Below are 19,126 nucleotides of genomic sequence, written 5' to 3' on the forward strand. Positions count from 1 at the left end.
GTTTATGTTTTATCTCGACAATACCGAGTTTTCTTCTGATTCAAAGCGTATAAAATGCCATCAAATCCTCTTTTTGTGAGGCTTTTGTATAGCAAACCTCTCAATTTAGTAAAAATCACTGTAATTCCCTGAAAAACATGAATGAACAGTGGAATTTTCTGTTTGGAAAAACTCCAGCCATAGATAATTCTCTAAGTCCTCGCTATTTGCCGCTAAAACTCCTATAAAAAGCGCCAAAATAACATAAGTCAGGCCTATGCTCGTTTGAGTAGTGCTCTTCGGCAGAGTAGTATGATCATCCATTTCGGTGGTATTTTGGGTAGATGATAGTCATTCTCGAAGCGAGTTCTTTCACGCTTTCGCTTTTTAGCCCAGCCACTTGATAATCGAATTTATATCTAATTTTATTTTTTACGTTTCAACTGTGGGAGTTGGTGTATGAATGCAGGCCTTTATCGTCCTGGCGAGTTCAAAGACAACTGTGGCTTTGGCTTAATTGCTCACATGGAAGGCAATACTAGCCATGAATTACTTAAGACAGCCATTGAGTCTTTGACATGTATGACACACCGTGGCGGCATCGCCGCTGATGGCAAAACAGGTGACGGCTGTGGTCTTCTTATCCAAAAGCCGGATCTATTTTTACGTGGTGAAGCACACGCTTTATTTAATCACACCTTGTCTGACCTTTATGGCATCGGCATGGTGTTTCTTGATCAAGATGACGCGCTTGCAAGTGAGCAACGTGAGACTTTGACGAAAAAATTGACTGATGAGGGTTTGAATGTAGTGGGTTGGCGTGAAGTGCCAATCGATGCGTCTTGCCTTGGTGTTATCGCGATGGATTGCTTGCCTCGTATCGAGCAAGTATTTGTTGATAGCAACCGTATGGATGCCCGTACTTTCGCAACACGTTTGTTTGTCGCTCGTCGCCAAACTGAAATCGCGTTAGCGCAATACGAAAACTTCTACATCTGTTCTTTGTCTGACAAAGTATTGGCATACAAAGGTTTGATGATGCCAGTGGACTTGCCTTTCTTTTATAAAGATTTGGGCAACGAAAAAATGCAAACAGCGATTTGTGTTTTCCACCAACGTTTCTCTACTAATACGCTTCCTAAGTGGCCTTTGGCACAACCGTTCCGCATGCTTGCTCACAACGGTGAGATCAATACCATCGAAGGTAACCGTAACTGGGCATTGGCTCGTAGCAGCAAGCTACGCACGCCTTTGATTCCTGAACTACAAGACCTTCAGCCTATTGTTAACTTAACGGGTTCTGACTCTTCTTCCATGGATAACATGTTGGAAGTTTTGGTAACTGGTGGCGTGGATATTTTCCGCGCTGCGCGTTTGATCATTCCACCAGCGTGGCAAAACGTTGAAAACATGGATCCAGAGTTGCGTGCTTTCTACCAGTACAACTCTATGCACATGGATCCTTGGGACGGCCCAGCTGGTTTGGTAATGACCGACGGACGTCATGCTATTTGTATGCTTGATCGTAACGGTTTGCGTCCTGCTCGTTGGGTCATTACTAAAAACGGCTTTATTACGCTTGCTTCTGAAGTCGGTACTTACGGCTACAAGTCAGAAGATGTTGTGTCAAAAGGCCGTGTAGGTCCTGGCCAAATGTTGGTAATTGATACGCAAAACGGCAAAGTGCTGCACACGGATGACATCGATAATCGCCTTAAATCCATGCACCCATACAAAAAATGGTTGAAGCAGGAAGCGATTCGCATCGAATCTTTGTTGGAAGAATCTTCTCTAGAGTTTGAACCTTTCACCAAAGAAGAAATGCTGACCTATCAGAAGATGTTCCAAGTGTCTTTTGAAGAACGCGAGCAAATTTTCCGTCCATTGGCAGAAAGCGGTCATGAGGCAGTAGGTTCTATGGGTGATGACACGCCGATGGCGGTTATGTCTAGCCAGACTCGCCCAGTGACAGATTATTTCCGTCAGAAGTTTGCACAGGTAACTAATCCACCAATAGATCCATTACGTGAATCTGTTGTCATGTCGTTGGAAACTTGTATTGGTGTGGAACGTAACTTATTTGAAGAAACGCCAAAACACGCAAACCGTATTATCTTGTCATCGCCTGTATTGTCACCACGTAAATACAGCCGTTTGTTAGCGTTAGATGATCATCGTTTCCGTTTGGTTCGTCTAAATACCAATTACAACCCAGAAGAAGTTTCTCTTGAGCAAGCGATTAAAAACTTGCGATTGAAAGCAGAAGAAGTGGTACGTAATGGTGCCGTTATTGTTGTATTGACTGACCGTGATATAGCAAAAGGCCATTTGCCAATTCCTTCGCCAATGGCGGTAGGTGCGGTGCATCATTACTTGTCTAAGCAAGGTTTGCGTTGTGATTCCAACATCATCGCTGACACCGGCTTTGCCCGTGATCCTCATCAATTTGCTGTACTATTAGGCTTTGGTGCAACAGCGGTTTATCCGTATCTTTCTTATCGTTTAATCAACGACATGATTGATAAAGGCGAAGTCTTGGGTGACCCAATTGCTTGCCACGTTAAATACCGTAAAGGTATTAACAAAGGCCTGATGAAAATTATCTCTAAGATGGGTATTTCGACGATTGCCTCATACCGTGGTGCGCAGTTATTTGAAGCAGTTGGTTTGGACACGAAAGTAGTCGATCTATGTTTCAAAGGTGTTCCAAGCCGTATTAAAGGCGCACGCTTTGAAGATTTCCAAAAGGATCAAGAATCCATCGCAAGCAATGCGTGGAAATTGCGTAAACCTATTCAACAGGGCGGTTACCTAAAATACGTCCATGAAGCGGAATACCATGCGTTTAACCCAGACGTAGTTCGCAATTTGCAAACTGCAGTGGGCAGTGGTCGCTTTGAAGATTTCACCAAATACACAGAGCTAGTGAACAACCGCCCTGCGTCTATGTTGCGTGATTTGTTTACTTTGTCAGATAAAGCGAAAGCCATTCCGCTAGACACAGTGGAATCTATCGAAGAGATTTTACCTCGCTTCGATTCAGCGGGTATGTCTTTGGGTGCTTTGTCTCCAGAGGCTCACGAAGCGCTAGCGCAAGCGATGAACGAATTAGGCTGTCGCTCTAACTCTGGTGAGGGTGGTGAAGATCCAGCTCGTCACGGTACTGAGCGTCGCTCTAAGATCAAGCAAATCGCGTCTGGCCGTTTTGGTGTGACACCAGAATATTTGGTCAACGCTGAAGTGCTACAGATTAAAGTCGCACAAGGTGCAAAACCAGGTGAAGGTGGTCAGCTTCCTGGCGGTAAAGTAAACGGCTTAATTGCTCGTCTACGTTACGCGGTTCCAGGTGTTACCTTGATTTCACCTCCACCGCATCACGATATTTATTCTATCGAGGATTTGGCGCAGCTGATTTTCGATTTGAAACAAGTTAACCCAGATGCCTTGGTATCGGTGAAACTGGTTTCTGAACCGGGTGTTGGTACGATTGCCGCGGGTGTAGCGAAAGCTTACGCGGACTTGATTACCATTTCTGGTTACGACGGTGGTACAGCGGCATCGCCAATTACATCTATTCGCCATGCGGGTTCGCCTTGGGAGTTAGGTTTAGCGGAAGCGCAACAAGCACTTCGTTCTAACGATCTTCGCGGCAAAATTCGCCTTCAAACAGACGGTGGTTTAAAAACTGGTTTGGATGTGGTGAAAGCGGCGATTCTTGGTGCTGAAAGCTTTGGTTTTGGTACCACGCCAATGGTTGCCATGGGGTGTAAGTTCTTGCGTATTTGTCACTTGAATAACTGTGCGACTGGTGTGGCAACTCAGGATCAAATGCTACGTGATGAGCACTTCATCGGTACGGTAGAAATGATCAAAAACTTCTTCCGCTTTATGGCAGAAGATACGCGTCTATGGTTAGCGAAACTGGGTGTTGCCAGCCTGCAAGATTTGATTGGTCGTACAGACCTATTAGCTATCTTGCCGGGTGAAACGGATAAACAACGTAATTTAGATCTTTCACCGATCTTGAAAAACGATGCGATTCCAGCGAACAAAGCACAATACTGCAATTCACCATTTAACCCACCACATGATAAAGGCCTATTGGCTTTGAAAATGTGGGACACAGTTAAAGACGTGATTGAAGAAAAAGAAGGTGGAGAGTTTACTTTTGAAGTGACCAACTGCGACCGTTCTATCGGTGCTCGTTTGTCTGGTGAGATTGCCAAACGTTACGGTAACCAAGGCATGTCTGATGTCCCATTAACATTGAAGTTGACTGGTACGGCAGGTCAAAGTTTCGGTGTATGGAACGCGGGTGGTTTGAACATGTACCTAGAAGGCGATGCTAACGATTATGTTGGTAAAGGCATGACAGGCGGCAAATTGGTTATTCGTTCTCCAAAAGGATCTGTTTTCAAATCACAAGATTCTGCCATTATCGGTAACACTTGTTTGTATGGCGCGACGGGCGGTAAGTTGTTTGCTGCAGGTACGGCAGGTGAGCGTTTTGCTGTACGTAACTCAGGTGCTCATACGGTTATCGAAGGTGCAGGCGATCACTGCTGTGAATACATGACTGGCGGCATGGTAACTGTGCTTGGTAATACGGGTTACAACTTTGGTGCGGGTATGACTGGCGGTTTCGCTTACGTACTCGATTTAGACCGTACCTTCGTAGATAAGTACAACCACGAATTGGTGGAAATTCACCGTATTGGTACGGAATTGACGGAAGAGTATCGTTCACACCTTCGTTCTGTGATCGAAGAATACGTCCGAGAAACTGACAGCGAATGGGGCCATGAGATCTTAGAAAACTTCTATGACTACATTGGTAAGTTCTGGCTAGTCAAACCAAAAGCCGCGAGTTTAGGCGCGCTATTGGCAAACACTCGTCAACGTCCGGAATAAAACACGCTGTTATGGCGCTTGGTTTGTAATGAAACAAACTAAGCGCTGTGAACGAATCAGTCTGACCCATTTGAGAGAAGCGCTGTCTGTTTACAGGCGGCCGAGGAGATAGCAGCTTATGTCTGAGCGCTTGAACAACGTATTTCAATTCGTCGAAGTGGACCGTAAGGATCCTAAGAAAAAGCCTTTAATTACTCGTAAGGCGCAATTCGTCGAAATTTATAAACCATTCGAAGAAGTGGGTGCGAAAGATCAAGCACACCGCTGTCTAGAGTGCGGAAACCCTTATTGTGAGTGGAAATGCCCAGTACATAACTACATTCCAAACTGGCTGAGGCTGGTGAGTGAAGGTAGCATTTTAGAAGCGGCTGAGTTGAGTCATCAAACCAACTCTTTGCCAGAAGTCTGTGGTCGCGTTTGTCCACAAGATCGTCTTTGTGAAGGCGCTTGTACGCTTGGCGAAGGTGGCTTTGGTGCGGTGACGATCGGTTCTGTTGAAAAATACATCACAGATACGGCTTTTGCTTTGGGCTGGCGTCCTGATATGTCTAACGTAGTACCGGTTAACAAAACGGTTGCTATCGTTGGTGCGGGTCCTGCAGGTCTTGCTTGTGCAGATGTTTTGGTGCGTAACGGTATCAAGCCTGTGGTATTTGATAAGTACCCAGAAATCGGTGGCTTGCTGACGTTTGGTATTCCAGAATTCAAACTGGAAAAAAGCGTCATGACACGTCGTCGTGAAATTTTTGAAGAGATGGGCGTTGAGTTTGTTCTCGGAACTTCTGTTGGTGATGACGTGCCATTCGAACACGTATTGGCAGAGTACGATGCAGTGTTTTTAGGCATGGGTACTTATAAATACATGAAAGGCGGCTTCCCAGGTGAAGATCTTCCGGGTGTTCACGATGCCTTGGATTACCTGATTTCTAACGTTAACCATTGCCTAGACTTCGAAGAAGATGCTGCTGATTACGTGAACCTAAAAGGCAAGCAAGTGGTTGTCTTGGGTGGTGGTGATACAGCGATGGACTGTAACCGTACTGCGATTCGTCAAGGTGCGAAAAGTGTTACTTGTGCTTACCGTCGAGACCAAGAAAACATGCCGGGTTCTCGTAAAGAAGTGCAAAACGCGAAAGAAGAGGGCGTACAGTTCCTTTTCAACCGTCAGCCAGTGGAAATCATTGGTAACGGCAAAGTGGAAGGCATCAAGGTTGTTGAGACTCAAATGGGCGCGCCTGACGAAAACGGCCGTCGTACCGCTGAGATTGTTGAAGGTAGCGAGCAGATCATTCCTGCAGACACCGTATTGATTGCCTTTGGATTCCAAGCTAGCCCTGCGCCTTGGTTCGAAAAATTCGGTATCGAAACCGACGCTCGTGGTCGTGTCGTTGCACCGAAGAAAGGCAAATTCATGTTCCAAACTACCAACGAAAAAATCTTTGCTGGTGGCGACATGGTGCGTGGTTCTGACCTAGTAGTAACGGCTATTGATGAAGGTCGTAAGGCTGCTGAAGGGATTATGGATTTCCTAGACGTCTAAGCGCGACTGCTTCGCTCGAAACCTTGTAGTTTTTAGTCAAAGCGCCAATCAGATTTCGTCTGGTTGGCGTTTTTGTTTTGATGATTTGTAACGTTAAAACGATCTAAATCTCAGTCTGCGTCGTATTAACTCCATAAACTCATAACCATAGGCTAATTATGTTTTCTTTTCTAAAGTCCGACCCGATTAAAAAGCTCGACAAAGAATATGGCGAGTTACTAGAAAAAGCCATGCAAGCCCAACGCGGTGGCGACATCAGACTCTATTCAGAACTGACGGAAAAAGCCGAAGCGGTGAAAGCCAAGATAGACGAAGCTAGGTCTGTATAAATAGAGTCAATAAAAAACGCGGAGCCATGTTAACGGCACCGCGTTTTTAGTCTTATCTTCTAGAGCTTTATAATAGCCCAGCTTTGAAATAGCTAGGCAGCTACGGCGCTTTCTAGTGGTCGAATAAGTGCCAAACTCTCTTCAGCGAAACCTGTACCGGCTTCTGTGTAGAAGTTGAAGACGTTGTCTATGCCGCTGTTGATGAGGATTTCTCTTTCATCTTGATAGCGAGCAATAGCAGCGATTTGTCCAGTGTAGTTGGCTTTACGCAGCTGTATGGCGACATTGGTCGTGTCTTCTGTTGCAGGCAATGCCAACAAAACGAGCTCAATTCGAGACGTGTCCAAACGTTCCCACAAATCCGCATCTTCACCGTCGCCGTAGAATACATTTTCTTTAGCCGCTTGCATTTGGTTAATACGATTACGATCCGCATCCATTCCAGCGACGGTGTCACCCACCAAACCTTTTAAAGAGTCAAATGCCCCGCGTCCAACTCGACCTAAGCCCACCACGAGAATGTCACTGTTTACAGGTTGTACGAAGATATCTTCGGATAAACAATCTGCGCTTTCAAAACGGCGAATGATGTCTTTGTTTTTCCGGTACATACGGTGAACGTTGCGATAAAGCACGCTTGTGATCACGAAGGAGAAAGACACTGCCAATGCTAATACGACAAGCCATTCTTTTTCTAACCAGCCGTTTGCCACACTCAGTGCAACGACAATTAAGCCAAATTCACTGTAGTTAGAAAGAATGATCGATGATAAAAATGAAGTTCGGCCGCGCAGTTTCATTTTTGTCATTAATACGAAGAAGAGTGCGAACTTCACCAGAATCACTAAAGTAATGATTAGGCTCATGCCGACCATGCTTAATGTGGGTAATGCGGTGAAGCCGATGGACAAGAAAAAACCAATTAAAAACAAGTCCTTGAAATTCATTAGCGACTTATTCATTTCTGCGGCTTTGGGGTGTGACGCTAATAAAATACCGAAGATTAGTGCGCCTAAGTCGCCCTTTACACCAACAAGGTAAAACAGTTCATAGCCACCTAGCGCAAGAAAAAGACCTGTTAATGGCAGCATTTCCCCGTGACCAGCTTTGTCGACGATTTTATTGATAATCGGACGAATCAGTAGCAAGCCAAATAACCCCAGCGCCCAGATAGAAGGCACTTTACCGGTAGCAGCCACAAGAAAAACTACGGCTACAATATCTTGCATAACTAAAATGCCAAGAGATAACTGTCCATGGCGAGTTTTTAGTTCGCTACTTTCTTCTAGCAGTTTCATTATACAAACAGTACTGGAAAAACTGAGTGCGAAACCGATAAGCGCGGCGGTTTTAAAATCAAGCACACCAAAATATGGAAGGCTTAATGTACCAAGCAGCAAAGCAATCCCGGCAAATAGGATGGTGCTTATTCCTATATGACTTAGCGTTGATGCCCAAACTTCACGTTTTAGAAGGTCTTTAACATGTAATTTCAAGCCGATACTAAACAGCATTAGTGTGATGCCAATATTGGCGAGGGAGTCCAATGTATTGCTTGGTTCCAAACCAGCATAGTTAAGTAAAAAACCAGCTAATAAGAAACCAATTAATGGCGGTAAATTGATCACCTTGACGGCCAGTCCGCATACAAATGCGAATAAGATCCAAATGAATTCCATAGATTCCTTCTAAATTAAAGAATGTGTAAAGGGGAGTTTTATCATACGGAATTTGTCTAAGCCGCGCAGCACGTAATGCTGCAAAATATTCGTTCTCGCATAATAAATTAACATATCAAAAATGATATGAAGAGCAACATTTATTCTATTTGATTGGTATGTTCATTTTGCCTACTCTGCATAACAGGTTTTTCAAGACCTGATTGGCTCGAAAAAATAATCATAAAAAATCTATGGCCACCTGAAGCTTGTTCCTTACGGTGCTCGCTTGGCCGTAACAGGAGAAGCTAATGAACTATCTAAAGAATACCATTGCTGGTTTAGTACTAGGTGCCACTGCGCTGAGTTCCGTTAGTGCTTTGGCTGCGAATGGTTATGTTGGTATTGCCATGCCAACTAAGTCTTCCGCTCGCTGGATCACCGATGGTGACTCCATGGTAAAACTCTTCAAAGATGCTGGTTACAAAGTTGACCTACAGTACGCAGAAGATGAAATTCCAAATCAGCTTTCCCAGATTGAAAACATGATCGTAAAAGGTGTCGATGTATTAGTCATCGCCGCGATTGATGGTACGACTCTATCTAACGCATTGGAAAACGCCGATGCTGCGGGTATTAAAGTTATCTCCTATGACCGTTTGATTAAAAACAGCCCTTATGTGAGCTACTACGCGACATTTGATAACTTCAAAGTCGGCGTGTTGCAAGCCAAGTCTTTGGTAAGTGGCATGGAAAAACGTGGTAAAGGTCCTTACAACGTCGAGTTGTTCGGTGGTTCTCCAGACGATAACAACGCTTATTTCTTCTATAACGGTGCAATGTCTGTGCTTCAGCCGATGATCGATTCTGGCAAGGTGAGTGTCGTTTCTGGCCAAATGGGCATGGACAAAGTTGGTACCTTGCGTTGGGACGGTGCGACCGCTCAAGCACGTATGGATAACTTGTTGTCTGCTCATTACACCAAGAAACACATAGACGGTGTGTTGTCGCCTTATGATGGTATTTCTATTGGTATTTTGTCGTCACTTAAAGGTGTAGGTTACGGTTCTGGCAATATGAAAATGCCGATTGTAACGGGTCAAGATGCAGAAGTGCCATCAGTGAAATCCATCATCGCAGGTGAACAATATTCCACCATATTTAAAGACACGCGTGAATTAGCCAACGTAACGGTAGGCATGGTTCAAGCTGTATTAAATGGTGCGAAGCCTGAAATCAATGATACTAAAACCTATGACAACGGCATCAAGGTGATTCCTAGTTATTTGCTTGAGCCTGTAACAGTTGATAAATCCAACTGGCAAGATGTGTTGCTAGGTAGCGGCTACTATACGAAGTCTCAGGTCGAATAAGCGCACGACCACTGCGCTTGCCAATTCTTTGTTAAAAACTGTTTATTTATCCTAATTCAACAATAATAAACCAGCGGAGGCGTTGTTGACCGTGTGTCGATACGGCAAGAGCGCGTCTGCTAATGGGATGTTTTATGGAAAATATTATTTTGGAAATGCGCAGCATTACCAAGACGTTTCCTGGAGTAAAAGCCCTCGACTCGGTGAACCTTAAAGTTCGTGCTGGCGAGATTCACGCTTTAGTGGGTGAAAATGGCGCGGGTAAATCAACTCTCATGAAGGTGTTGAGTGGGGTTTATCCACATGGAAGTTATCAAGGCGATATTCTTTTTAATGATGAAACTGTCGCGTTTTCCGGCATCACGGACAGCGAAGAAAAAGGCATCATTATTATTCATCAAGAGTTAGCGTTAGTGCCGCTTCTATCCATCGCTGAGAATCTATTTTTAGGTAACGAGAATGTCGAAGGTGGCGTGATTAATTGGCCGAAAACCTATTCTCGTACTCAAACGTTATTAGCAAAAGTTGGCTTAAAAGAGTCGCCATCGACCTTAGTGGGTCAATTAGGTGTGGGCAAACAGCAACTCGTTGAGATAGCCAAGGCCCTTGCTAAAGATGTGAAATTATTAATTTTGGACGAACCAACGTCCGCACTGCAAGAGAACGACAGCGCCAAGTTGCTTGATTTGTTATTGGAGTTTAAAGCACAAGGTATCTCTTCCATCTTGATTACCCACAAGTTGAACGAAATCAGCCGTGTGGCAGACAGCATCACCGTTATTCGTGATGGTGCTTCTGTATCTACACTGGATTGTCATGCGCAAAATATCAGTGAAGAAGACATTATTCGCGACATGGTTGGCCGTGATATGGCGGACCGTTATCCACAAAGAAACAATCCAGCGCGGGAAGGCCATCTAGGAAAAACCATGATGGAAGTCAGTGGCTGGAATGTATGGCATCCCGATGCGATAGACCGTCAAATGATCCACGACATTAAGTTCAATGTACACGCCGGAGAAGTGGTTGGTATCGCAGGCTTAATGGGTTCAGGTCGCACCGAGTTAGCGATGAGTTTGTTTGGTAAAAGCTACGGTAAAAACATTCAAGGTGAAGTGCGTTTGCGCGGTGAAATCGCCGATTTGTCTACTGTGCCAAAAGCCATAAAAAGTGGCTTGGCGTACGTGACCGAAGACCGTAAAGAATTGGGTTTGATTCTAGAAGAAACCATTCAGACCAACACCACGTTGGCGAATCTTAACCGAGTGTCTTCCCATGGTGTAATCGATGAAAACATCGAACGCCAAGTGTCAGAAGACTATCGCAAAGCACTAAACATTCGAACACCAAGTGTGTTTCAAAAAGTGATGAACTTATCGGGCGGTAATCAACAAAAAGTGGTGTTGAGTAAGTGGCTATATTCGCAGCCAGACGTTTTGATTCTAGATGAGCCAACCCGCGGTATTGATGTGGGCGCTAAGTTTGAAATTTATAACATCATCAACCAGCTTGCTGATGATGGCAAAGGGGTGGTGATGATTTCTTCAGAGATGCCAGAGTTGCTTGGCATGTGTGATCGTATTTACGTGATGAATGAAGGGCGTTTTGTTGGCGAGTTAGACAAAGCCAATGCAAGCCAAGAAAAAATCATGTCAATGATAGTAAAAGCCTAGCGATAGCAATAATAACGGCGAGAATAATAATAGCGGGAGCAATAAAAATGGCTACAACAAAAGAAACCTCTACTGTGGTACAAGCGGCACCGTCTGTTACCAGCTACCTGAAATCACATATGCGTGATTATGGTATGTTGATCGCGCTTGTTGTCATCATGGGCATGTTTCAATTTTTGACCGACGGCACCTTAATGCGTCCGGTTAACTTAACCAACTTATTTTTACAGAACAGCTACATCATCATTATGGCTATTGGTATGTTGCTGGTGATTGTCGCCGGCCATATCGATTTATCGGTCGGCTCAGTGGCGGGTTTCATCGGTGCGTTGGCGGCGGTTATGTCAGTCAATTATGATTTACCGACCATTCTTGTCGTGCCTGTGTGTCTTGTCGTTGGTTTGATTATCGGTGGTTTGCAAGGCTACTGGATTGCCTACTGGAAAATACCAGCTTTTATCGTCACCTTGGCAGGCATGTTGGTGTTCCGTGGTTTGACCTTGGCATTGCTTGAAGGTCAGTCTGTAGGGCCTTTCCCAAAAAGCTTCCAATTGTTGAGTACCGGATTTATTCCTGACGTGTTTGGTATTGGTCGTCCGAATGTTACTGCGCTTGTGCTTGGTATCTTAGCGGCGAGTGCAATATTGTTCTTGGCTGCTCGTACTCGCTCTCGTGCACTGAAGTACGGTATTCAAGATGAACCATTTTCTTTCTTCATCGTTAAAAACGTATTAGTTGCTGCTGCAATCATCTATTTGTCTTACTTATTAAGTACTTATCGAGGCTTGCCGAATGTGCTGATGTCGATGGCGGTGCTGATTGCGATTTATACCTTTTTGACTAACAGCACCACCATCGGTCGTCGTATTTATGCTTTGGGTGGTAATGAAAAAGCTGCCAAATTGTCAGGTATCAATACCGAACGTTTGACCTTTTTGACCTTCGCCAATATGGGCATGTTGGCGGCCTTGGCTGGGTTGATCTTCGCGGCACGTTTGAATACTGCCACGCCGAAAGCGGGTTTTGGTTTTGAATTAGATGTTATTGCTGCCGTGTTTATCGGTGGAGCCTCCATGTCAGGCGGCGTTGGTAAAATCATCGGTGCGGTGATTGGTGCCTTCATCATGGGTGTCATGAATAACGGGATGTCGATATTAGGTATAGGGATTGATTGGCAGCAGGTTATCAAGGGCTTGGTATTGCTCGCTGCGGTTATCTTCGACGTCTACAACAAACAAAAAGCGCTTTAAGAACGCGGGTTAAGGAGCGATTTATGTTGTTTTTATCTCAAATTAAACAAGGTGGTGTGGTCTGTCGCGAAGGCAATGAAGCGCACCTTGTTCTTCACGCATCGAGTGTTTACGAACTCGCAAAAGAAGCCGTTAAAAATGGCGTGCCGCTGAAGTCTATTATTGAAAAACATGGTTTGGGCGAGTCGGTTAATTTGGCAGAGCTTGCTAAGAACAACCAGCTAGATTGCCCTGTTCGTCATCCAGATCCAGCACATATGTATTTGACTGGTACAGGTTTAACGCACCTAGGTTCTGCCGCGACTCGTAATGCCATGCATGCGAAAAGCGAAGAACTGACGGACTCGATGAAGATTTTCCAAATGGGCGTTGAAGGTGGCAAACCGAAAGACGGTCAAGAAGGCGTTCAGCCAGAATGGTTTTATAAAGGCAATGGCGCTGGCGTGATCGCACCAGGCGATGCCTTACCTTCACCATCCTTTGCTTTGGATGGTGGTGAAGAGCCGGAGATCGCTGGCTTTTACTTGGTGGGCGAAGACGGCAAAGTACATCGTCTTGGTTACACCTTGGCGAATGAATTTTCGGATCACATAACAGAGCGCCAAAACTATTTGTATCTAGCTCATTCGAAATTACGTCCAGCGGCGTTTGGTCCTGAGTTGCTGGTGGGTGAATTGCCAATGCACATCGATGGTCATTCGCGCATTGAACGCGGTGAGAAAACACTTTGGGAAAAAGGCTTTTTATCAGGTGAAGACAATATGTCGCACACCTTCAAAAACTTAGAACATCATCATTTCAAATATTCGATCTTCCGCCAGCCAGGCGATCTGCATGTGCATATGTTTGGCACAGCAACCTTGTCTTTTGCCGATGGTATTCAGGCACAAGAAGGCGATGTCTTTGAAATTTCCTCTCCTACGTTTGGTCTGCCATTACGCAATGCCTTGGCGAAAGCGGATGAACTCGATACCGAGGTAGCGCCGTTATGAATAAAACAAAGAGCGCCGTTTATCCAGATTTAAAAGATCGCTCGGTCTTTATCTCTGGCGGTGCAACCGGTATCGGTGCTGCTATTGTCGAAGCGTATGCCAAGCAAGGCGCGAAAACGGCCTTTGTGGATTTGGATGAAAAAGCCGGCACGGCGCTCGCCAAACGTCTTAAAAAAGACGGTTTTGAAGTGCGCTTTGAAGTGTGTGATATCACTGATATTCAAGATTATCAAAGCAAAATCCGTGCAGCCGCAGAGACGTTTGGGCCTATTTCTGTGTTGATGAATAACGCAGCTAACGATGTGCGCCATTCGTTGGAGTCGCTGACTGAAGAGCGTTTTGACGAACTGGTTGGGGTGAACATCAAACATGCTATGTTTGCCGCGCAAGTAGTTGCACCGATGATGCGAAAACTGGGTGGTGGTTCGATTATCAATTTTGGTTCTGTGGGATGGATGATGGCGACAGCAGGTTATCCAACTTACGGCACGAGCAAAGCGGCAACTCATGGCTTAACTCGATCCCTTGCTCGTGATTTAGGTGGCTCTGGTATTCGTGTGAATACCTTGGTGCCTGGCTGGGTGATGACAGAAAAACAACTGCGCATGTGGGTTGATGACGCGGCAGAAGAAAAAATTAAACAAAGCCAATGCCTAACAGGCAAGGTGCTACCTGAACATATCGCCAATATGGCGCTGTTTTTAGGGTCCGATGCGGCGGCAATGTGCTCGGCGCAAAACTTTATCGTTGATGGAGGTTGGGTATGAGTGATTCTGAGAAAGGCACGTTCGTACCGAAAACATGGCCCCGCAAATTACGTTCAACCGAATGGTTTGGCGGTACCTCACGTGATCATATTTACCACCGCAGCTGGATGAAAAACCAAGGCTTGCCGGCGGACTTATTTGATGGTCGTCCAGTGATTGGCATTTGTAATACTTGGTCGCAGCTTACACCTTGCAACGCCCATCTTCGTGATCTTGCTGATCGAGTAAAACACGGTATTTATGAAGCGGGTGGTTTGCCACTAGAGTTCCCTGTGTTCTCTGTGGGTGAAAGCTCACTGCGTCCGACGGCTATGATGTATCGCAACATGGCGGCGATGGACGTCGAAGAAGCTCTACGTGCCAATCCGCTTGATGGTGTTGTCTTGTTGGCAGGTTGTGATAAAACCACACCAGCGCTGCTTATGGGCGCCTGTAGTGTCGATATTCCTGCAATTGTTGTGTCTGGTGGCCCGATGTTGAATGGCTACTTCAGAGGCGAGCGTGTGGGATCTGGCACGGCGCTGTGGCAAATGTCAGAAGACATTAAAGCTGGCAAGATGACCCAAGAAGACTTCCTTGAGGCAGAGCAATCTATGTCTCGCTCTGCAGGTTCTTGTAACACCATGGGTACCGCCAGCACCATGGCCTCTATGGCGGAAGCCTTGGGCATGGCGTTATCGGGTAACGCAGCGATTCCAGCGGTAGACAGCCGTCGTCGAGTCATGGCGCATCTTACGGGTCGTCGCATTGTTGATATGGTTAAAGACGATTTGAAACCGTCTGATATTTTGACTCGCCAAGCTTTTGAAAATGCGATTCGTGTCAATGGCGCTATTGGTGGTTCTACCAATGCCGTAATTCACTTATTGGCTATTGCTGGTCGTGTTGGTGTGGATTTAACCCTAGATGATTGGGATAAATTAGGCCAAGAAATCGCCACTATTGTGAACCTGATGCCGTCAGGCAAATACCTGATGGAAGAATTCTTCTACGCAGGTGGTTTGCCAGTCGTAATCAAGCATTTGGCTGAAGCGGGCAAGCTGCATAAAGACGCGATTACTGTGTCCGGTGAATCAATTTGGGACGAAGTGAAAGAGGTTCGCAACTGGAACCCAGACGTTATTTTGCCAGTTGAAAAAGCACTGACACAAAAAGGCGGTATTGTTGTATTGAAAGGCAACCTTGCGCCACAAGGTGCAGTACTGAAACCTTCTGCCGCGTCACCACATTTATTGCAACATCGTGGTAGAGCGGTAGTTTTTGAAGACATTAATGACTACAAAGCCAAGATCAATGACGAAGCTTTGGATATCGATGAAAACTGTGTCATGGTGCTAAAGAACTGTGGTCCAAAAGGTTACCCAGGCATGGCGGAAGTTGGCAACATGGGCTTACCACCAAAAGTGTTGCGTAAAGGTATTAAAGACATGGTGCGCATTTCTGATGCGCGTATGTCGGGAACGGCTTATGGAACCGTGGTTTTGCATACTACGCCAGAAGCTGCTGCTGGTGGACCATTGGCCGTCATTCAAAATGGCGACATGATTGAACTAGACGTAGAAAACCGCCGCCTTCATGTGGACATTTCCGATGAAGAAATGGCAACACGTTTAGCAAACTGGAAAAGTCATTTGGAACCACCAAAAAGTGGTTACATCAAACTATTCCATGATCACGTACAAGGTGCTGATACGGGTGCCGATTTTGACTTCTTAAAAGGTTGTCGAGGCGCTGCGGTGCCAAAAGATAGTCATTAAATTAAGTTTTTAAGTCTGACCCTGCCTTGTTATGGCAGCACCGCCCCAACGGACATCCCTGTCCGCGAGGGGCGTAACGCCCATCCTTGGGCTTGATGCTTGCCATCACTAGGCTACTTCAGAGCTTAACTTAATGTGTTGAATTTCATTTATTAAAGAGAGGAGTGAGTATGTTAACGGGACAGCATTTTATTGCCGGTAAATGGGTAAAGGGCGACGCAACATTTTCTTCAACGCCTGCTACAGGACCTTCTCATGAATTTGCTGTTGGTCGCGTGTCTGATGTGGATGCAGCGGTAGAAGCAGCCGAAGCAGCGTTTGAGGAGTTTGGCTATTCCTCTCGTGAGGATCGCGCGGCTTTTCTAAATGCTATTGCTGACGAAATCGATGTGCTAGGCGATCAAATTACTGAAGTCGGCGTACAAGAAACCGGTTTGCCAGCAGCACGCTTGCAAGGCGAACGCGGTCGTACAACAGGGCAACTTCGTTTGTTCGCTGAGCGTATTTTATCAGGTGAATACTTAGATCGTCGGTTTGATGAAGCCTTGCCAGATCGCGCACCATTGCCACGTCCAGATATGTACATGGTACAACGTCCTATCGGCCCAGTTGCTGTGTTTGGTGCGTCTAACTTTCCATTGGCGTTTTCAACAGCTGGTGGCGACACCGCAGCGGCTCTAGCGGCAGGTTGTCCTGTTGTGGTGAAAGGACATTCTGCTCATCCGGGAACGGGCGAGCTTGTGGCGCAAGCGGTTGAGGCCGCGATAAAACGTTGCAAGATGCCAGCGGGCGTTTTTTCCTTGATCCAAGGCGGTAACCGTCAAGTTGGTCAAGCTCTAGTTCAGCATCCGTTAATTAAAGCGGTTGGTTTTACTGGCAGCTTGGCTGGTGGTCGTGCCTTGTTTGACTTGTGTGCAGCACGTCCAGAGCCGATTCCTTTCTTTGGTGAACTGGGTTCTGTGAACCCAATGTTTGTGATGCCAGAAGCTGTTAAAAATCGTGCTGAAGAATTGGGCAAAGGTTGGGCAGGCTCATTAACCATGGGTGCTGGACAGTTTTGTACCAACCCAGGTATTGCGGTGATGCTGGATAACGCAGACTCAAAAGCCATGATAGCTGCAGCGAGTGCAGCTCTATCCGAAGTCGCAGCACAAACCATGCTTACTGATGGTATTGCGGATGCTTATCGTTCTGGTGTGGCGGCGATTGAGAAAACCGGTATTCAGGCCGTTGTGCGTTCGGCAGATACAGAAGATCGTACCGCACGACCAAACTTGTTCACGGTAGCAGGTCAAGCGTGGTTGGATCATCCAACATTGCATCACGAAGTGTTTGGTCCTCTTGGCTTGGTTGTTTTAGCAGATAGTGTTGAGCAAATGGTCGAGCTTGCTCGTCATTTGGAAGGTCAGCTGACGTGTACCATTCACCTTGATGAAGGCGATTATGCAGCGTGTCAGAAACTCCTACCTGTATTGGAACGTAAAGCAGGGCGTTTGCTAGCAAATGGTTTCCCGACTGGTGTTGAAGTGAACGATACCATGGTGCATGGCGGCCCTTATCCAGCGTCGACAAACTTTGGTGCAACCTCAGTCGGCACCTTGTCGATTCGTCGTTTCTTGCGTCCTGTTTGTTACCAAAATATTCCAAAAGCATTGTTACCAAAAGATCTAGCTGGCTAGTTCTTATGTGTTGAATGAAATTTATCGATTTTTATTGAAAGAAAGCCCAGGCGGGTTGTTAAGCGAGTTCGGTTTTGAAAGCAACCGACTCGCTTTTTTTTCAGTTTTTTTGTGGTTTATTTCGAGAAGATTAACAACGAGTTATTTACGCGTTGGTAGGTTTCTGTTCCAGTTCGGCAAGCACCAAACGCTTGAGCTGGTTGGCAAGAGGGGATAACTGGCGGCCGCGCATTTGCAATAAATAATAAGGGCTCATGACAATTTTACGGTCTAGTTTGAGTGCTTTTAGATCGGCTTTCACTTTATGACCAACCAACAAGTCACTCACTTCTCTGGCCATAGGCGCTATGGCGTTGGAAGACACAAGAATGGCAATTAAGGCTAGTAAAGACGTACTGTTGGTGATGCTTAATGGCAGCTCGGCACGTTCTTCCATGAAGGCCGCTTCGACCGCTTCACGTATTGGTGCTCGGTGAGATTGCATGACCCATTCAAAGTGCGCTAAGTCGCGAATTTTGACGGTATCTAAACTGGCCAATGGGTGATCTTTGCGAACCATTAGCGTGACGGATTCTGTACGAGCTGGGTAAATTTCAAACTCGTTGGCATCGTATTGTTTGGGAATTCGCGCGAGGACAAAGTCATTATGTCCGGCAATTAAATCCCGCACCAAAATATCACTGGTATCAACATTGATGTCAATCTCGGCTTTTGGGGCGATGGCTCGCAATTGCTGGATAGCGGGAATTACAAAGCCGACTGCGGCGCCTGTTACTGCACCGATGGCCGTGGTTCCGCCGCCGCCTTCTTTTAGTTCGCCTACTTCACGGGCAAGATCTCGCAGCTCAACCAGAAGATTGTGCGCACGACGTGCAACAGCTTGACCTACCAGTGTTGGCTCCATGCCTTTGGCATGGCGAATAAATAAACGTGTCCCAATAGTTTGTTCAATTTCACTCAGCATACGTGACGCGGCAGGCTGTGTCATCGCCATTTCATCCGCAGCGATGCCAAGTTGACCATGCTCTGAAATGACCGAAATCAAGCGCAACTGATTGAGTTTTAAATGCTTGGCCAGACCTATGTCCATATCGACCTCTGTTGTTATTATTTAATCAGGCTATATTAGCGTAAAATGATACGAAATGTTTTTAAAATCAATAAAAAAGCCCAAATAAATGGGCCTTTTAAACGTCTTCTATTTCATGAAATTATGGT

12 protein-coding genes are annotated in these 19,126 nt (G+C 45.8%); 10 read left to right on the forward strand and 2 right to left on the reverse strand.

Going from position 1 to position 19,126, the window contains the following annotated elements; all coding sequences use genetic code 11:
• The first annotated feature begins 438 nt into the window (after positions 1-438).
• The 3 genes from gltB (at position 439) to TY87_RS22455 (ending at position 6,759) form a co-directional block, all read left to right on the forward strand.
• On the forward strand, positions 439-4,890 hold the full coding sequence (gltB, locus tag TY87_RS08145) for a glutamate synthase large subunit (RefSeq protein ID WP_100186687.1): 4,452 nt from the start codon (positions 439-441) through the stop codon (positions 4,888-4,890).
• 118 nt (positions 4,891-5,008) lie between these two features.
• Entirely contained in the window at positions 5,009-6,430 is a 1,422-nt protein-coding gene (locus TY87_RS08150) for an FAD-dependent oxidoreductase (RefSeq protein ID WP_072840819.1), read from the forward strand.
• A 158-nt stretch (positions 6,431-6,588) separates the two neighbouring features.
• Complete coding sequence (locus TY87_RS22455; RefSeq protein WP_139248905.1) at positions 6,589-6,759, forward strand: DUF6435 family protein; 171 nt, start codon at positions 6,589-6,591, stop codon at positions 6,757-6,759.
• Positions 6,760-6,851: 92 nt separating this feature from the next.
• On the opposite strand, the gene TY87_RS08155 is transcribed toward TY87_RS22455, so the two are convergent.
• Complete coding sequence (locus tag TY87_RS08155; RefSeq protein ID WP_072840818.1) at positions 6,852-8,438, reverse strand: cation:proton antiporter family protein; 1,587 nt, start codon at positions 8,436-8,438, stop codon at positions 6,852-6,854.
• 290 nt (positions 8,439-8,728) lie between these two features.
• Here TY87_RS08155 and chvE point away from each other — a divergent pair, with 290 nt between their 5' ends.
• The 7 genes from chvE to TY87_RS08190 all read left to right on the forward strand — a co-directional run bounded on the left by chvE (position 8,729) and on the right by TY87_RS08190 (position 17,908).
• On the forward strand, positions 8,729-9,790 hold the full coding sequence (chvE, locus tag TY87_RS08160) for a multiple monosaccharide ABC transporter substrate-binding protein (RefSeq protein ID WP_072840817.1): 1,062 nt from the start codon (positions 8,729-8,731) through the stop codon (positions 9,788-9,790).
• 134 nt (positions 9,791-9,924) lie between these two features.
• A complete protein-coding gene (mmsA, locus tag TY87_RS08165) occupies positions 9,925-11,463 on the forward strand; it encodes a multiple monosaccharide ABC transporter ATP-binding protein (RefSeq protein ID WP_100186688.1) in 1,539 nt (512 codons plus the stop codon).
• Between the two features lie 47 nt (positions 11,464-11,510).
• Positions 11,511-12,713 carry a multiple monosaccharide ABC transporter permease gene (mmsB, locus tag TY87_RS08170; RefSeq protein ID WP_100186689.1) on the forward strand — a complete coding sequence of 401 codons (1,203 nt, stop codon included), beginning with the start codon at positions 11,511-11,513 and terminating at the stop codon, positions 12,711-12,713.
• A 23-nt stretch (positions 12,714-12,736) separates the two neighbouring features.
• Positions 12,737-13,705: an AraD1 family protein gene (gene araD1 / locus TY87_RS08175; RefSeq protein ID WP_100186690.1), complete on the forward strand. Its 969-nt coding sequence runs from the start codon at positions 12,737-12,739 to the stop codon at positions 13,703-13,705.
• Positions 13,702-14,472, forward strand: a complete 771-nt coding sequence (locus TY87_RS08180; protein WP_100186691.1) for an SDR family NAD(P)-dependent oxidoreductase — start codon at positions 13,702-13,704, stop codon at positions 14,470-14,472. The genes araD1 and TY87_RS08180 overlap by 4 nt, the downstream gene beginning before the upstream one ends.
• The gene (gene araD, locus TY87_RS08185) at positions 14,469-16,229 is read left to right on the forward strand and encodes an L-arabinonate dehydratase (RefSeq protein WP_072840813.1); all 1,761 of its coding nucleotides are present in this window, start codon (positions 14,469-14,471) and stop codon (positions 16,227-16,229) included. The genes TY87_RS08180 and araD overlap by 4 nt, the downstream gene beginning before the upstream one ends.
• Positions 16,230-16,399: 170 nt before the next feature.
• Complete coding sequence (locus TY87_RS08190) at positions 16,400-17,908, forward strand: aldehyde dehydrogenase (NADP(+)) (RefSeq protein WP_100186692.1); 1,509 nt, start codon at positions 16,400-16,402, stop codon at positions 17,906-17,908.
• A 145-nt stretch (positions 17,909-18,053) separates the two neighbouring features.
• On the opposite strand, the gene TY87_RS08195 is transcribed toward TY87_RS08190, so the two are convergent.
• On the reverse strand, positions 18,054-18,998 hold the full coding sequence (locus TY87_RS08195; RefSeq protein WP_100186693.1) for a LysR family transcriptional regulator: 945 nt from the start codon (positions 18,996-18,998) through the stop codon (positions 18,054-18,056).
• Between the last annotated feature and the right edge of the window lie 128 nt (positions 18,999-19,126).

The sequence above is a fragment of the Marinomonas sp. BSi20584 genome (assembly GCF_002792415.1).
Lineage (GTDB): Bacteria > Pseudomonadota > Gammaproteobacteria > Pseudomonadales > Marinomonadaceae > Marinomonas > Marinomonas polaris.

What these genes read in the sequence shown, in the direction of transcription:
- araD1 (WP_100186690.1), top strand. Translation starts at nt 12,737, where the DNA reads ATGTTGTTTTTATCTCAAATTAAACAAGGTGGTGTGGTCTGTCGCGAA.
- TY87_RS08150 (WP_072840819.1), top strand. Translation starts at nt 5,009, where the DNA reads ATGTCTGAGCGCTTGAACAACGTATTTCAATTCGTCGAAGTGGACCGT.
- TY87_RS08155 (WP_072840818.1), bottom strand. Translation starts at nt 8,438, where the DNA reads ATGGAATTCATTTGGATCTTATTCGCATTTGTATGCGGACTGGCCGTC.
- mmsB (WP_100186689.1), top strand. Translation starts at nt 11,511, where the DNA reads ATGGCTACAACAAAAGAAACCTCTACTGTGGTACAAGCGGCACCGTCT.
- TY87_RS22455 (WP_139248905.1), top strand. Translation starts at nt 6,589, where the DNA reads ATGTTTTCTTTTCTAAAGTCCGACCCGATTAAAAAGCTCGACAAAGAA.
- chvE (WP_072840817.1), top strand. Translation starts at nt 8,729, where the DNA reads ATGAACTATCTAAAGAATACCATTGCTGGTTTAGTACTAGGTGCCACT.
- TY87_RS08190 (WP_100186692.1), top strand. Translation starts at nt 16,400, where the DNA reads ATGTTAACGGGACAGCATTTTATTGCCGGTAAATGGGTAAAGGGCGAC.
- gltB (WP_100186687.1), top strand. Translation starts at nt 439, where the DNA reads ATGAATGCAGGCCTTTATCGTCCTGGCGAGTTCAAAGACAACTGTGGC.
- araD (WP_072840813.1), top strand. Translation starts at nt 14,469, where the DNA reads ATGAGTGATTCTGAGAAAGGCACGTTCGTACCGAAAACATGGCCCCGC.
- TY87_RS08180 (WP_100186691.1), top strand. Translation starts at nt 13,702, where the DNA reads ATGAATAAAACAAAGAGCGCCGTTTATCCAGATTTAAAAGATCGCTCG.
- TY87_RS08195 (WP_100186693.1), bottom strand. Translation starts at nt 18,998, where the DNA reads ATGGACATAGGTCTGGCCAAGCATTTAAAACTCAATCAGTTGCGCTTG.
- mmsA (WP_100186688.1), top strand. Translation starts at nt 9,925, where the DNA reads ATGGAAAATATTATTTTGGAAATGCGCAGCATTACCAAGACGTTTCCT.